We start from the raw sequence: 15,958 nt of genomic DNA on the forward strand, positions 1-15,958 counted from the left end.
GTAATTCTTCCAAGCTCTTGCCTGCTCCTGTGCTCAGCGGCGTTTCATCAAAACCCGCTTGGTGGTTCATGAGGTCAAGCATGGTAATGGGCTTGTCGTATTTGAGGTGTTTCAGGAAATCCTTGGGCAGATACTCTTTTATATCTGTTTTTAGGTCAATTTTTCCTTCTTCCCAGAGCTGCATGACGCTGAGCCAGACGGTCAGTTTGGTGGCAGAGCCCCACTCGAAAACTGAACTGTCGTCCACAGCCAGCTTCTTTTCCTTGTCCATATAGCCAAAGTTCTTTTGGTAAATGGTTTGGCCGTCCTTATCAAAGACTGCTGCCGCCAGTCCCGCGCTGGTTTTTTCGTGTTCCTTGTGGAAATTTTCAATTTTCTGACCGATTTGGTCATAAGGCGTGCCCGACGGCAATTTTTGCTGGTCAGCTCGAACTTGCGCTGCTCCAAAAGCCACCAAGCCACATGTTACCAGCGCCACAGCGCTTTTCAAAAATGATGTTTTCATGATTGCCTCCTTAGAATTTAAACTGCCTTCCCCTTTGCACCCTTATCCTAACAAAAGGGCAGCGCCAAATCTACCCTTTTTCGGTAAGTGGTAAGTTTCTGCAGGTAAGTGGTAGAAAAAGTGGGGGGGAAGTGCTAAACAAAACCAGCATTGCTATCATAGCAATGCTGGTTTATATCTGTTTGATGACTATTTAAACCAAATCCGCCATCTTGCCCAGAGCTGCATGACACTGACCCAGACGGTGATTTTGGTCGTTGACCCTCCCACTCGAAGACCGGGTTGTCATCCACCGCTTGCTTATTTTCCTTGTCCATATAGCCAAAGTTGTTTTGGTAAATGGTCTGTCCGTCCTTGTCAATGACGGTCGTCGCCATACCAGCACTGTTTTTTTCGTGCTCCTTGTAGTAGTCCTCAATCTTCTGACCGATTTGGTCGTAGGATGTGCCCGACGGCAATTTCTGCTGGTCAGCTTGAACATGACCCGCTCCTAGAGCGAGCAAGCCACAAGTTACTAGCGCTACAGCGCTTTTCAAAAATGATTTTTTTCATCATTGTCCTCCTTTTAATTTGGTTACACTTCCAGTTTAAAGGACAAACTTCAAATATTTATAAAGTATTTCTAAAATATTTCTAAAATTTTTTGAAAATGAAGATGAAAACGAGTAGGTAGAACGGTCATTTTTCAGTTAAGGGTTACTCCCTTCTTTTATTTATTCGTCAAATTTATCGGATTTACAGTCATTCTAACGTTTTTACAAGGCCTTGGCGTCTGCTTTTTTCTTGACCAGATAAGCGATGAAAAGGCAAATCAAGGTCATCGTGATTGGCTCCAGGATCCCTCCTACGACAGGAATGGCAGCCGTTCCAACTAAAAGTGGATTGCTGTCGCTACTTAAGGTCGTCCGCAGGAAAGTCGGACCGCTCTCAACAAGGCCAAAGATATTTGTAAGGGTCAGATTGTAAAGAGCATGGGTCGCCGCCACCAGCCAGAGATTATCGGTCAGGGCAAAAAGGAGGGAAAAGAGAACGCCCGACAAGGTCACGCTCAGGATGTAAGAGAAAGGAGCGCCACCCTTGAATGTGTGCATGAGACCAAAGAAGAGATTGCCTAGGGCAATAGCTGGGACAAGCCCCATTTTGGTGCGGAGCTTGTTCAGGACAAAGCCGCGGTAAATGACTTCTTCGGCTAAGGCCTCCAAGAAAATCATAAGGAGCAAATAGGGCCAGAGTGCGAGATTAAATTGATTTCCTAGTCGAAAATGGAGCTGACCAGCTAGCGCATTAACGCCAATAATTGCCGTTGTCGTCAAGAATCCTATAACTGCTCCAAACAGGAGATTTTTGCCCAGCTTTTCCCACCAGAGACCAAAGCTCGCAAGACTGCGGTGCTCCCAAAACTTAGCCACAAGGAGAAGGGGAAGAGCACTGATACCATGAAATAGAAGGGTGCTCACTTCTTCTAATACGAGTTGATTAGAAACATTGATAAAGGGTTGTATCAGCCATTGAGACAAGAGCCCGCTGAGCAACATGCCCAGACCGAGCGCCAGAAAAGCTAGAGGCATGCTCAGCCACCAGTTTTTCGCCCCTGCTTCTTCTTGCAAAGTTTCTAGACTAGAGGAATGATGTGTCGCTTGATAAATATGTGCCATATGTTTTCCTTTCTAAATAAGAATTTTCGATACTGTCAATAATTTTGTGTAAACACTCTAGTAGAGTTATGTAGTTTTAATCAAATAAGCTTTCAAGTGTGTCAGAACATTGGCCAAACCCTTTATGGATTCGTTGACTTTGCTTGAAATTATAATCTTCAAACAAAGTAACTAAGTAACGTTTCAGAGCCTCCTCGTTAGGAAAAAGAACCTTCTTTTTCGTTTGACGTTTGATTTCTTTGTTAAGAGACTCAATGAGGTTTGTCGAATAAATGCTGTGCCAAATCTGGTAGGGAAACCTCCTATTGATAAAAAGCGAGTGTCGTTTGGATGAGTGATGTCAGCTCTTTCTTGTCTGCTGGATAAATTTTCTGCCGGACTAAAAGACTGATGCCGAAGACAAAACTCCCCAAGTGCATGAAAACCTGATTGAAGTCGTAGTCGCCGTCAAGTGACTGGATAAATTCCTCTATTTTCTCCTTATTATAGTCAAAAGAGGCGACTCTTTTTTCCAGCTCCATTTGCCCTGTATCATCATTTTGCGTAGCTAGGCTGTATTTGCTGAGAAATAGAAAATCGAAAAAATTTGCATGGACTTGAGAGTAGTTGATAAACTGTAGAGCCAGCTGTAGAATTTTCTCTCGGGGCGCTTGGTCTTCTTTTTCCGACTCTTTTAGAAAATCAGCAAAATGTTTGGAAATGATTGGAACCAAAGCGAACATCAAATCGTCCTTGTTTTTGAAATGGCGGTAGCTAGCCACATGGCTGACCTTACAGCTACTTGCTAACTTCCGAAGCGACAGGTCTTGCCAGCCATGAGCAGCAATCCTATCAAAGCCAGCCTGCAATAATAGTTCTTTTAAAGGCGGCTTTTTTTCTGCCAATTTTCCTCCTCCTTTCGAGATGTTTTTGCTAGTTACCGCTGGTAACTTCTTTCTATGATTAGTATAACACTTTCAAAAACAAAAATGCAAAAAAAAGACAAAATTTTTCTTCTATTACCATATATTTCAAAAGATTGCAGGAAGATGAAAACTTATCATTTTTCTCAAATCTTCTGCCCTTGCCCCTTTTTTATTTCCACAAAAAAAGGTAAAATAGAATGAAGTATGAATGGAAGAGGTTGCTTATGAAAAATATAGCAAATTTTGCCAATAAGAAGGTCTTGGTCCTAGGATTGGCCAAGTCGGGTGAGTCAGCTGCTCGCCTTTTAGATAAATTAGGAGCTATCGTGACAGTTAACGATGGGAAGACTTTCGAGGAAAATCCTGCTGCCCAATCCTTGCTAGAAGAAGGTATAAAAGTGGTGACAGGAGGTCATCCTTTGGAGTTGCTGGACGAAGACTTTGAACTGATGGTGAAAAATCCGGGTATTCCTTATGACAATGACATGGTCGTTCGAGCTCTGGAGAAGAAGATTCCAGTCATTACTGAAGTCGAGTTGGCTTATCTGATTTCTGAAGCACCGATTATTGGTATTACGGGTTCAAATGGTAAGACGACGACCACAACCATGATTGCGCAAGTCTTGACAGCTGGCGGTCAAAATGGTCTCTTGTCTGGTAATATCGGCTTTCCTGCCAGTCAAGTAGCTCAAACAGCCAGCAGCAAGGATACACTGGTCATGGAACTGTCTTCCTTCCAGTTGATGGGAATTGAAGCTTTTCATCCGCAAATCGCTGTTATTACTAATCTCATGCCGACTCATTTGGATTATCACGGCTCTCTTGAGGAATATGCAGCTGCCAAGTGGAATATCCAGAAAAACATGACAGCTGATGATTATCTGGTTTTGAATTTCAATCAAGACTGGGCCAAGGAAATGGCTAGCCAGGCTCAGGCTACTGTTGTGCCTTTTTCAACGACTGAAAAGGTGGATGGTGCCTATCTAGAGGGTGATGTCTTGACCTTCCGCGGAGAGGCGATTATGCAGGCGGCTGAAATCGGCGTTCCTGGCAGTCACAATATTGAAAACGCTCTGGCTACGATTGCAGTAGCCAAGCTGCGTGGTATTGACAATCAGACGATCAAAGAAGTCTTGTCAGCTTTTGGGGGTGTTAAGCACCGCCTCCAGTATGTGGGGCAGGTAAATGAGGTTGCCTTTTACAATGACAGTAAGTCTACCAATATCTTGGCAACCCAGAAAGCCTTATCTGGTTTTGACAATAGCAAGGTGATTCTGATTGCGGGCGGCTTGGACCGTGGCAATGAATTTGACGAGTTGGTGCCTGATATTAAAGGGCTCAAGAAAATGGTGATCTTAGGACAATCAGCTCCGCGTGTAAAGAGAGCGGCTGATCAGGCTGGCGTTTCTTATCTGGATGCGACTGATGTCCGAGATGCAGCTCATAAGGCCTTTGATCAAGCGAAGCCAGGAGACATTGTCTTGCTTAGTCCTGCCAATGCCAGCTGGGATATGTATAGTAATTTTGAAGTCCGTGGCGATGAGTTTCTCGCTGCATTTGAAGAATTAAAAGGTTAAAATGAAAAAGATTGTATTTACAGGCGGAGGAACGGTTGGGCATGTAACTCTCAACCTTCTCCTGATTCCGAAATTTATCAAAGAAGGCTGGCAGGTCCACTATATTGGTGATAAGCATGGGATTGAGTATCAGGAAATCCAAAAGTCTGGACTGGACGTGACCTTCCATTCGGTAGCTACGGGTAAGCTTCGTCGCTATTTTTCATGGCAGAATCTGCTGGATGGCTTTAAGGTCGTCTGGGGCATTTTCCAATCGCTGGGCATTATGCTGAAAGTGCGTCCGCAAGCTCTCTTTTCAAAGGGTGGCTTTGTATCTGTTCCGCCCGTGATTGCAGCCCGACTATCCGGAGTGCCCGTCTATGTTCATGAGTCGGATCTATCCATTGGCTTGGCCAATAAAATCGCCTATAAGTGTGCGACCAAGATGTATGCGACCTTTGAGCAAAGTTCCAGTTTGACCAAGATTGAGCATGTCGGCGCTGTGACCAAGGTCGGCAACCAAGAGTCAGTCCTACCGCAGGAACTAGAAGAAATTCGTCAGTATTTTGATAAAGAGCTGCCCACCCTGCTTTTTGTCGGTGGTTCTGCTGGTGCTAAGGTCTTTAATGACTTTGTCAGCAAAAATCAAGCTGCGCTGACCGAGCGTTATAATATCATCAATCTGACTGGTGATGAGAGTTTGGATGTTCTGTCTGACCGTCTCTTTCGCAGAGCCTATGTAACCAACCTCTACCAGCCTTTGATGGACTTGGCAGATGTAGTGGTGACACGCGGCGGTTCCAATACAATCTTTGAGCTTTTGGCCATGGCTAAGCTGCATATTATCGTTCCTCTGGGACGCGAAGCCAGCCGCGGCGATCAGATTGAAAATGCGGATTATTTTGTGAAAAAGGGATATGCCAAGCAATTGGCTGAGGAACAGCTGGATATGAGCAATTTACAGACAGCCCTTGATGACCTTTTGGCTAATCAGGGTTCTTATCATCAAGCTATGCAAAATTCTCAGGAAATCAAGTCTGTAGATGAATTTTATGCTTTATTGAAGGCGGATATTGACAAAGGAAAGAAATGAGCAAGAAAAACCACGACGAGTCAAAGGAAGAGGTAAGTGAGCACCTCTCTGAATGGCAGAAACGAAACAAAGAATATCTTGAAAAGAAGGCTCAGGAAGAGGCCAGCAAACAAAAGGAGCTGGAAGAAGCTGAAGCAAGAGAAGCTGGAGCTGAAGACTCAATCGAAGGCGGAGAAATAGCTGAAGAGACGGAAGAAGATGACTCATCTTATGAAGAGGAAGAAACAGAATATTTGGAAGAAGACTCAACTGAAGCTGAGCTAGAGACTGAATTGAGCGAGAAAGAGCGCAAGAAACTGGAGAAACTTCAGAAAAAGGCAGAAAAAGATGCTGCTAAGGTTCGCATCTCGAGGATTCATATTTATCGAGCGCTGCCGGTTTTGCTGGGCAGTGGCTTGATTTTTCTACTGTCAGTTTACTTTTTGACGCCACTGGCGACCATGAAGACAATCAAATTTTCAGGGAACCAAATGGTCAGTCAGGAAGACCTGCTCAAAAGCAGTAAGATTGATGAGAGAGACTATACTTTAACGACCTTTATCAACGGCGGCAATCATATCCGCAATATGAAAGCGTCTAGTCCTTGGATTAACAACCTGGAGATGGCTTATCAGTTTCCGATTACTTTTCAGGTAAAGGTCAAGGAGTACGGAGTTCTGGCCTATCTGCATGAGGGTGGTCAGTACTATCCTATTCTGACAAATGGGCAGGTTATTTCGGACCCGATTGCTGCAGATTCTTTGCCAGAAACCCATATTTCGATAGAGTTTTCAGATGAAAAATTGATTAAGGAATTTGCCCTTCAAATTGAAAAGGTACCGGCTTCGGTTAAGAAAAATATTAAGACAGTTCAGCTGACTCCAAGCAAGGTGACACCGGACTTGGTTACGCTGACCATGCATGATGGCAACAAAGTCTTGGTGCCAATTTCACATATCGCCAAAAAACTACCATATTATAAGGGAATCCAATCGCAGCTGGAAGAGGGTGTACCTAGTGTTGTAGATATGGAAGCAGGGATTTTTAGTTATGTTGAAGGAGCTCAAAACGAGTCATCTTCTTCTGATGAAGAAAAGCAGAAAACAGAAGAGGAACCGACGGGACAGCAAACAGAGCAAGCGGCTGAGCAGGTGACAGAAAGTCAGGAAGAAGAACCTGCAGAGCCGCAAAATTCGACAGAAAACCCGGTAAATACCGAAAATCGCTAAATTATATGTAGAAAAACTGCACATTTTCATTTTCTTTATGTTATAATAAAGCTTGGATAACTCTAATTTTTAGCGTTATTAGTATAGACCGGAAACATGGAAGATAGAGAGGACTGGTGTAATGGCTAGAGACGGCTTTTTTACTGGATTAGATATAGGAACTAGCTCAATTAAAGTGTTGGTGGCAGAGCACATCAACAATGAAATGAATGTTATTGGGGTTAGCAACGCAAAAAGTGCTGGCGTTAAAGATGGAATTATTGTTGATATTGAGGCTGCTGCTGCTGCCATTAAGACAGCTATTTCTCAAGCAGAAGAAAAGGCAGGCATTTCAATTGGTTTAGTTAATGTCGGACTTCCGGCTAATCTCTTACAGATTGAGCCTACTCAGGGTATGATTCCTGTGACTAGTGATTCTAAGGAAATCACAGACACAGATGTAGAGAATGTTGTTAGATCTGCTCTGACGAAGAGTATGACTCCTGACCGGGAAGTGATTACTTTCATCCCAGAAGAGTTTGTAGTGGACGGTTTCCAAGGGATTCGTGACCCACGCGGTATGATGGGGATTCGCTTAGAAATGCGTGGTCTTCTCTACACTGGACCACGGACTATCCTGCATAACCTTCGTAAGACAGTTGAGCGCGCGGGAGTTCAGCTTGAGAACGTTATTATCTCCCCATTAGCTATGACTAAGTCAATCTTGAATGAAGGGGAACGTGAGTTTGGTGCAACTGTTATTGATATGGGTGGCGGCCAAACTACAGTAGCTTCTGTTAGAGGTCAAGAACTTCAATATACGAATATATATCAAGAAGGCGGCGACTATGTAACCAAGGATATCTCCAAGGTTTTGAAGACTTCGCAAAAGTTAGCTGAAAGTCTCAAGTTTAACTATGGTTCTGCTTATGTTCCTGAAGCTGGTACAGAGTCCTTCCAAGTAGAAGTGATTGGCGAAATTGAGCCGGTTGAAGTAACTGAAAAGTATCTAGCTGAAATTATTTCTGCTCGTATCCAACACATTTTTGAGCAAATCAAACGCGATTTGGATAGAAGGCATCTCCTCGAGTTGCCAGGCGGTATTGTGATTATTGGTGGAGCAGCTATTCTTCCAGGAGTAGTTGAACTGGCTCAGGAAGTATTTGGCGTGAATGTCAAGCTTTATGTGCCAAATCAAATCGGCATTCGTAATCCAGCCTTTGCACATGTTATCAGCCTGTCAGAGTATGCCGGAAACTTAACAGATGTGGATATGCTGGCTCAGGTTGCTGTTCATGGTGATGAGCAACTGCGCCATCGACCTGTATCCTTTGAGCGTCCTGCTCAGTCAGTACCACGCTTTGAACCTCAACCAGCTGATGAGATTCCTGAGGAGCCAGTTCAAGAAGTTCCAGTTGCCAGTGCTGATGTACCAAACCAAGAACCAAAAACCGGTATTACAGATCGGATGCGCAACCTAATTGGCAAAATGTTTGATTAAGGAGAATACAGAGAATATGACATTTTCATTTGACGCTGCTGCTGCACAAGGCGCAGTAATTAAAGTTATTGGTGTCGGTGGAGGTGGCGGTAATGCCATCAACCGAATGATTGATGAAGGTGTTGCTGGTGTTGAATTCATCGCAGCAAATACAGATGTTCAAGCTCTTAGCAGTGCCAAAGCTGAAACAGTTATTCAGCTCGGTCCTAAGCTGACTCGTGGACTTGGTGCCGGAGGTCAGCCTGAAGTTGGCCGCAAGGCTGCTGAAGAAAGCGAAGAAGTCCTGACTGAAGCTCTGCAAGGAGCAGATATGGTCTTCATCACTGCTGGTATGGGTGGTGGATCTGGGACAGGTGCTGCTCCAGTGATTGCTCGTATTGCAAAAAATGTTGGTGCTCTGACTGTTGCTGTAGTTACACGTCCTTTCGGTTTTGAAGGAAGCAAGCGTGGAACATTTGCAGTAGAAGGAATCAACGAACTTCGCGAGCATGTAGACACACTCTTGATTATCTCAAATAACAACCTGCTTGAAATTGTAGACAAGAAGACTCCGCTCCTTGAAGCACTCAGTGAAGCAGATAATGTTCTTCGCCAAGGTGTCCAAGGGATTACTGACTTGATTACTAGCCCAGGACTGATTAACCTTGACTTTGCTGACGTGAAAACAGTTATGGCAGACAAGGGTAATGCTCTGATGGGGATTGGTGTTGGTAGCGGTGAAGAACGCGTTATCGAAGCTGCTCGCAAGGCTATCTATTCACCTCTTTTGGAAACAACCATTGATGGTGCAGAGGACGTAATTGTCAACGTTACTGGTGGCCTAGATATGACCTTGATTGAAGCTGAAGAAGCTTCAGAAATTGTCAACCAAGCAGCAGGTCATGGGGTGAACATCTGGCTCGGTACTGCTATTGATGAGTCTATGAAGGATGAAATCCGCGTGACTGTTGTGGCTACTGGTGTCCGTCAGGACAAGGTTGAAAAGGTCAGCGGTATTCGTCAGACACAGCAGCCTACTGGCCCAAGCCGTCCGCAGCAAGTTGAGCCAAATCGCGAAGTTCGCTCAGGGCAGTTTGAACGAAATTTTGATATGACTGAAACGGTTGATATTCCGGCTCCAAGCCGTCAAAGAACAGATACACCTAAAGGTTCAGCCTTTGGTGATTGGGATCTTCGCCGCGAAGCGATTGTTCGTCAGGCAGAACCAAGTTCCTCAGCCCGCGTGGAGCGCTATGCAGAAACTAATGAAGATGATGATGAATTGGAAACACCTCCGTTCTTCAGAAATCGTTAATCTAGATCATGAATTTGCAGAATAATAAAGAGCTGGTCTTTCAATCCGTCGCTCAGGCGGCGGAGCAAGCCCAGCGTTTGAAAGATTCAGTAAATATCATTGCAGTTACCAAATATGTTGACTGCGAAACTACTCAGGAGCTTGTTCGTACAGGTATTCAGCATATCGGAGAAAATCGGGTAGATAAATTTCTAGAAAAATACCATGCTCTGAAAGATGAGAAACTGACCTGGCACCTGATCGGCAGTTTGCAGAGGAGAAAAGTCAAGGATGTGATTAACTATGTTGATTACTTTCACGCTTTAGATTCTGTAAAATTGGCCAAGGAGATTGACAAACGGGCTGAACATGTGATTAAATGTTTTCTGCAGGTGAATATTTCTAAAGAAGAGAGCAAGCATGGCTTTTTGATTGAAGAACTTGAAGTTGTCCTGCCTGAACTTGAAAAATTAGAGAATGTTCAAATTGTGGGATTGATGACAATGGCTCCGTTTGAAGCTAGTCATGAGGAGCTGAACCAAATTTTTGAAAAGGCTCATCAACTACAAAAAGAATTAAAAAAGAAACAGTTAAATAATATGCCCTTTTCTGAATTAAGCATGGGAATGAGCCGTGATTATCCAGAAGCAATTGCCCATGGCTCGACCTATGTCAGAATCGGTACAGCATTTTTTAAATAGGAAAGAAATATGTCATTAAAAGATAGATTTGATAAATTTATAGATTATTTTACAGAAGATGGAGATGAGACTGAGCTTCAGGAGCAGACGGTTAGTAGACCAGCAGTACCTGCCAAACAGAAGCCTGAGTTGGTTCAGCCTAAGCCAGTCAGAGAGAGCAAGCCAGCTCCTCGTCCGGCTGCGGCGGCGAAGCCACAGCCTAAACCTCAGCCTCAACAGAAATCTTCGACAGAGAATATTACCAGACTGCATGCACGTCAGCAGGAATTAGCTCAGCACCGTGCAAATGCGGATGAGAAGATTACGATTGATGTTCGTTATCCGAGGAGATATGAGGAAGCGACTGAAATTGTTGACCTGCTTTTGGCTAATGAAAGCATCCTGATTGACTTCCAGTATATGACTGAGGTACAGGCTCGACGTTGTTTAGACTACCTAGACGGTGCCCGTTATGTCTTGGCTGGAAATTTGAAAAAAGTTGCAAGCACTATGTATTTGCTGACTCCGATTAATGTAGTGGTAAATGTGGAAGATATCCGCCTGCCAAACGATGTTGAAATCAGCGAATTCGACTTTGATATGAAGCGCAGTAGATAAGAGATATGTTATATTTTGTAATTCGTGCCATCTCTAATCTTTTCGATCTTTATACCATCGCCTTGATTGTCTATGCACTTCTATCTTGGTTTCCAGGAGCCTATCAAACCAAATTCGGAGAGTTTCTAACACGAATTGTAGAACCGTATTTAAAACTTTTCCGTCGTCTTCCCTTGCAATTTGCAGGGCTGGACTTTACCGTTTGGGTTGCAATTCTGGCTTTAAACCTTTTAAATCGTGTAGTCTTTTATTTAATAAGCATCTTACTAATGTTATTATGATGAAAGATTTATATCAGCACTTTTCGCCTGAGGATCGAGAGTTTATTGATAGGAGTTTGGAGCTGCTTCAGCGGGTTCAAGATACCTATGCCTTTGAAACAACGTCTTTTCTGAATCCCCATCAGGTTTCGATACTGAAGAATATTGGCAAACAATATGATGTGCAAGTCTTTGCTAGTTCGGATTATTTTCCAAGTGAACTGGCAAGAGTTCTTGTGGCGCCTTCTTATTACCAACTGAATATGGATGATTTTGAATTGAGCTTGCTGGAAATTTCCTATGCAAGCAAATTTTATAAAATCAGTCATTCGCAGATTATGGGCACTCTTCTTAATCAATTAGGGATTGAAAGACGGACCTTTGGCGATATTCTTGTGATTGAAGACCGTGCTCAGCTCTTTGTAGATAAGAGACTGGCCCAGTATTTTATAGATCATGTGTCTAAAATTGCAAAGATGCCTGTAAAATTAAAGGAAGTTTCCTTTGCAGAGCAGTTGAAAGAGCAGAAGCAGGCTGTTACCAGAGATATTTTGGTCTCTAGTCTTCGCTTGGATAAGTTGGTAGCCAGCACCTTTAAGTTGTCAAGAAGCCAGGCTGCTCAGCTAATTTCTGGTAAGCATGTGAAAATGAACTATGCTGTTAATAACAATCCCAGCCAGCAGGTTGGGCTTGAAGACTTGATTAGCGTTAGACGATTTGGAAGATTTAAGGTTTTAAGAGAAAATGGCCTTTCCAAGAATGGAAAACATAAGTTAACCGTTGAATTATTAGCTAGTAAATGAGGAGGAACTATGACACTTACAGCATTAGAAATTAAAGATAAATCCTTTGGAACCAAGTTTAGAGGCTATGATGTTGAAGAGGTAGATGAATTCCTTGACATCGTTGTCCGTGATTATGAGGACTTGGTTCGTGAAAACCACGAAAAAGAAGCAAAAATTCGCAATCTTGAAGAGCGTCTGACATATTTTGATGAGATGAAAGACTCTCTCAGCCAGTCTGTTTTGATTGCTCAGGATACGGCTGAGCGCGTTAAAGTTGCTGCCAACGAGCGCTCTACGAATATTGTCCGTCAGGCGGAGCAGGATGCGCAGCATTTGTTGGATGGAGCTAAGTACAAGGCTGATGAGATTTTGCGCCAAGCAGCTGACAATGCTAAGAAAGTAGCCATTGAAACTGAAGAACTGAAAAACAAGACACGTGTCTTCCATCAACGTTTGAAATCAACCATTGAGAGCCAACTCAGCATTGTGGATTCTTCTGAGTGGGAAGAAATCCTGCGTCCGACAGCTACATATCTGCAGACCAGTGATGAAGCTTTCAAGGAAGTTGTATCTGAGGTTCTGGGAGAAGAAGCAGTTGTTCGTGAGGAAGAAGTGGATGTGACTCGTCAATTTTCTCCAGAAGAAATGGCTGAGTTGCAAGAGCGCATTGAAGCTGCTAACCGTGAGTTAGCTGCGACCCAAGCTTTTTCTCCGCTCAGTGATGAAGATATAGAAGCTCACGCAGCTGAGGAAAACCCAGAAACTGACCATCACGATGATGATACAAATGGGGAACAAAAAGTTCCAGTAAATATTTTATAATTTTAAAGAAGATAAGATTGTAAAAACACAGACCAAGCAAAATACTTTCAGCGAGCAGATGATGGTGAGAGATCTGCAGTCCATCTTGCTTGGGCTATCATTTTACAGAACTTTCGTCTGAAATCAGTAGGATGAGACGGCAGTCCACGTTACGGACAAAGAGGGGCAAGAGGAGCATCATGCTATTGTCTTGCCTAAACAAAGGTGGTACCGCGAATTTTCGTCCTTTTTGGAGAAGTTTGCGGTTTTTAATTTGTATTTTTAAAAATAAAGAGGAATAGAATGAAACTGAAAGAAACACTCAATCTTGGGAAAACTGCTTTTCCTATGCGGGCCGGTCTTCCAAATAAGGAGCCAATCTGGCAAAAGGAATGGGATGAAGCTAAGCTGTATCAACGCCGTCAGGAACTGAATGAAGGCAAGCCGCACTTTATCCTGCATGATGGCCCTCCCTATGCTAACGGGAATATTCATGTCGGCCATGCTATGAATAAGATTTCCAAAGATATCATTGTTCGCTCAAAGTCTATGGCTGGCTACTATGCGCCTTACATTCCAGGATGGGATACGCATGGTCTTCCGATTGAGCAAGTCTTGGCAAAGCAAGGCATTAAGCGCAAAGAGCTGGACTTGGTTGAGTACCTCAATATGTGTCGGGACTATGCTCTTAGCCAAGTCGAAAAGCAAAAAGAAGACTTCAAGCGTTTGGGTGTTTCTGGTGACTGGGATAATCCTTATGTAACCTTGACACCTGACTATGAAGCCGCTCAGATCCGCGTCTTTGGTGAAATGGCTAAGAAAGGATACATCTACCGTGGAGCTAAGCCAGTTTACTGGTCTTGGTCTTCAGAGTCAGCTTTGGCTGAAGCGGAAATTGAATACCACGATTTGGTTTCCACATCTCTCTACTATGCTAACCGCGTCAAAGAAGGCAAAGGAGTCTTGGACACAGATACTTACATCGTCGTATGGACAACAACTCCATTTACCATTACAGCCTCTCGCGGTTTGACTGTAGGAGCAGATATTGACTACGTTTTGGTTCAGCCTGCGGGTGAAAGTCGCAAGTTTATTGTAGCGTCTGAATTATTGAACAGCTTGTCCGAGAAATTTGGCTGGGCTGATGTTCAAGTTTTAGCTACCTACCGTGGTCAAGAATTGAACCACATCGTGACGGCTCACCCATGGGATACTGCTGTAGATGAATTGGTCATTTTGGGTGACCACGTTACGACTGACTCTGGTACTGGTGTTGTCCATACTGCGCCTGGTTTTGGTGAGGATGACTACCATGTCGGTGTAGCCAATGGACTGGAAGTTGCTGTGACAGTCAATGAGCGCGGTATCATGATGGAAAATGCTGGTCCTGACTTTGAAGGCCAGTTCTATGATAAGGTTGTACCAACGGTTATTGAAAAGCTTGGTGACTTCCTCCTTGCTCAAGAAGAAATTTCTCACTCCTACCCATTTGACTGGCGTACTAAGAAGCCAATCATCTGGCGGGCAGTACCACAGTGGTTTGCATCTGTTTCTAAATTCCGTCAAGAAATTTTAGATGAAATTGACAAGGTTAAATTCCATTCTGAATGGGGGAAAGTACGCCTCTACAATATGATTCGTGACCGTGGTGACTGGGTTATCTCTCGTCAGCGGGCTTGGGGAGTTCCACTTCCAATCTTCTATGCCGAAGACGGAACACCAATCATGACAGCAGAAACCATCGAACACGTGGCTCAGCTCTTTGAGGAGCACGGCTCTATCGTCTGGTGGAAGCGTGAAGCAAAAGACCTCTTACCAGAAGGATTTACTCATCCAGGTTCTCCAAACGGCGAATTTACCAAGGAAACGGACATCATGGACGTTTGGTTTGACTCAGGTTCATCATGGAATGGGGTAGTGGTCAACCGTCCGGAATTGACTTACCCGGTTGATCTTTATCTAGAAGGTTCAGACCAATACCGTGGTTGGTTTAACTCTTCACTCATCACATCAGTTGCCAACCATGGCGTGGCTCCTTACAAACAAATCTTGTCACAAGGTTTTGCCTTAGATGGCAAGGGTGAAAAGATGTCTAAATCTCTTGGAAATACCATTGCTCCAAGTGACGTGGAAAAACAATTTGGTGCGGAAATCTTGCGTCTCTGGGTAACCAGTGTAGACTCTAGCAACGACGTTCGTATCTCTATGGATATCTTGAGCCAAGTTTCTGAAACCTACCGTAAGATTCGGAATACCTTGCGTTTCTTGATTGCCAATACCTCTGATTTTAATCCAGTTGAGGATGCTGTAGCTTACGAAGAACTTCGCTCTGTTGATAAATACATGACTATCCGCTTCAATCAATTAGTAGAGACTATTCGCAAGGCTTATGCAGACTTTGAGTTTCTGACTATTTATAAAGCGATTGTCAACTTTGTGACCGTTGACTTGTCTGCTTTCTATCTGGACTTTGCCAAAGATGTCGTCTATATCGAAGCAGCTAAATCATTGGAACGACGTCAGATGCAGACTGTTTTCTATGACATTTTGGTCAAGGTTACCAAGCTGTTGACGCCGATTCTGCCACACACAGCAGAAGAGATTTGGTCTTACCTAGAGCATGAAGAGGAAGAATTTGTTCAGTTATCTGAATTGCCTGAAGCTCAGACTTTCCCAAATCAAGAAGAAATTTTGGACACTTGGTCTGCCTTTATGGACTTCCGCAGTCAAGCTCAGAAAGCCTTGGAAGAAGCCCGTAATGAGAAGGTTATCGGGAAATCGCTGGAAGCACACCTGACTGTCTATCCGAATGAAGTCATCAAGACCTTGCTGGAAGCGGTCAACAGCGATGTGGCTCAGCTTCTCATTGTTTCTCAATTGACGATTGTTGATGGTCCTGCTCCAGAAGGCGCTCTAGTCTTTGAAGATGTAGCTTTTGTCGTAGAGCATGCGCAGGGGCAAGTCTGTGATCGATGCCGCCGCATTGATACAACAGTTAAAGAGCGCAGTTATCAAGCCCTTGTCTGTGACCACTGTGCAGAAATTTTAGAAGAAAATTTCGCTCAAGCTGTCTCAGAAGGCTTTGAGAGCAAGTAAATTTCCAAAATAAAAAATGGCTTTGCCCTTTAGTGGTAAGCCA

The 15,958-nt window shown here is 43.8% G+C and carries 14 protein-coding genes and 2 pseudogenes; 11 read left to right on the forward strand and 5 right to left on the reverse strand.

Going from position 1 to position 15,958, the window contains the following annotated elements; all coding sequences use genetic code 11:
* The 5 genes and pseudogenes from HMPREF9389_RS05390 to HMPREF9389_RS12230 form a co-directional block, all read right to left on the reverse strand.
* Positions 1-505, reverse strand: a 505-nt coding sequence (locus HMPREF9389_RS05390; protein WP_002929680.1) for a serine hydrolase domain-containing protein, incomplete at its 3' end; no start/stop codon positions are given.
* Positions 506-697: 192 nt separating this feature from the next.
* Positions 698-1,008 (reverse strand): annotated as a pseudogene (locus HMPREF9389_RS05385) (serine hydrolase); the annotation flags it as partial.
* 252 nt (positions 1,009-1,260) lie between these two features.
* A complete protein-coding gene (locus HMPREF9389_RS05380; RefSeq protein ID WP_002929682.1) occupies positions 1,261-2,160 on the reverse strand; it encodes a CPBP family intramembrane glutamic endopeptidase in 900 nt (299 codons plus the stop codon).
* Between the two features lie 76 nt (positions 2,161-2,236).
* Positions 2,237-2,470: pseudogene (locus tag HMPREF9389_RS11690) on the reverse strand (transposase); the annotation flags it as partial.
* Positions 2,463-3,044, reverse strand: coding sequence for a TetR/AcrR family transcriptional regulator (locus tag HMPREF9389_RS12230; protein WP_002929683.1), 582 nt, complete (start codon positions 3,042-3,044; stop codon positions 2,463-2,465). The pseudogene HMPREF9389_RS11690 and the gene HMPREF9389_RS12230, both read right to left, overlap by 8 nt.
* A 245-nt stretch (positions 3,045-3,289) precedes the next feature.
* On the opposite strand from HMPREF9389_RS12230, the gene murD reads away from it, so the two are divergent.
* From murD to ileS, 11 genes are all read left to right on the forward strand, one after another.
* Complete coding sequence (gene murD / locus HMPREF9389_RS05370; protein WP_032906433.1) at positions 3,290-4,642, forward strand: UDP-N-acetylmuramoyl-L-alanine--D-glutamate ligase; 1,353 nt, start codon at positions 3,290-3,292, stop codon at positions 4,640-4,642.
* Position 4,643: 1 nt separating this feature from the next.
* Entirely contained in the window at positions 4,644-5,714 is a 1,071-nt protein-coding gene (locus HMPREF9389_RS05365; protein ID WP_002929685.1) for a UDP-N-acetylglucosamine--N-acetylmuramyl-(pentapeptide) pyrophosphoryl-undecaprenol N-acetylglucosamine transferase, read from the forward strand.
* Positions 5,711-6,922: a cell division protein FtsQ/DivIB gene (locus HMPREF9389_RS05360; protein WP_002929686.1), complete on the forward strand. Its 1,212-nt coding sequence runs from the start codon at positions 5,711-5,713 to the stop codon at positions 6,920-6,922. The genes HMPREF9389_RS05365 and HMPREF9389_RS05360 overlap by 4 nt, the downstream gene beginning before the upstream one ends.
* A gap of 121 nt (positions 6,923-7,043) precedes the next feature.
* On the forward strand, positions 7,044-8,402 hold the full coding sequence (gene ftsA / locus HMPREF9389_RS05355; RefSeq protein WP_002929688.1) for a cell division protein FtsA: 1,359 nt from the start codon (positions 7,044-7,046) through the stop codon (positions 8,400-8,402).
* Between the two features lie 16 nt (positions 8,403-8,418).
* Positions 8,419-9,696 (forward strand): cell division protein FtsZ, encoded by a 1,278-nt coding sequence (gene ftsZ, locus HMPREF9389_RS05350; protein WP_032906435.1) that lies wholly within the window; start codon positions 8,419-8,421, stop codon positions 9,694-9,696.
* Between the two features lie 8 nt (positions 9,697-9,704).
* Positions 9,705-10,376: a YggS family pyridoxal phosphate-dependent enzyme gene (locus HMPREF9389_RS05345; protein ID WP_002929690.1), complete on the forward strand. Its 672-nt coding sequence runs from the start codon at positions 9,705-9,707 to the stop codon at positions 10,374-10,376.
* A gap of 9 nt (positions 10,377-10,385) precedes the next feature.
* On the forward strand, positions 10,386-10,973 hold the full coding sequence (locus HMPREF9389_RS05340; protein WP_002929693.1) for a cell division protein SepF: 588 nt from the start codon (positions 10,386-10,388) through the stop codon (positions 10,971-10,973).
* Positions 10,974-10,978: 5 nt separating this feature from the next.
* Positions 10,979-11,254 carry a YggT family protein gene (locus HMPREF9389_RS05335; protein ID WP_002929696.1) on the forward strand — a complete coding sequence of 92 codons (276 nt, stop codon included), beginning with the start codon at positions 10,979-10,981 and terminating at the stop codon, positions 11,252-11,254.
* Positions 11,251-12,036, forward strand: a complete 786-nt coding sequence (locus tag HMPREF9389_RS05330; protein WP_002929697.1) for an RNA-binding protein — start codon at positions 11,251-11,253, stop codon at positions 12,034-12,036. Before HMPREF9389_RS05335 ends, HMPREF9389_RS05330 begins: the two co-directional genes overlap by 4 nt.
* Before the next feature lie 9 nt (positions 12,037-12,045).
* The gene (locus tag HMPREF9389_RS05325) at positions 12,046-12,840 is read left to right on the forward strand and encodes a DivIVA domain-containing protein (protein ID WP_002929698.1); all 795 of its coding nucleotides are present in this window, start codon (positions 12,046-12,048) and stop codon (positions 12,838-12,840) included.
* Between the two features lie 282 nt (positions 12,841-13,122).
* Positions 13,123-15,915 carry an isoleucine--tRNA ligase gene (ileS, locus tag HMPREF9389_RS05320; protein ID WP_002929700.1) on the forward strand — a complete coding sequence of 931 codons (2,793 nt, stop codon included), beginning with the start codon at positions 13,123-13,125 and terminating at the stop codon, positions 15,913-15,915.
* Positions 15,916-15,958: the final 43 nt, after the last annotated feature.

The sequence above is a fragment of the Streptococcus sanguinis SK355 genome, from assembly GCF_000212855.1.
Lineage (GTDB): Bacteria > Bacillota > Bacilli > Lactobacillales > Streptococcaceae > Streptococcus > Streptococcus sanguinis_A.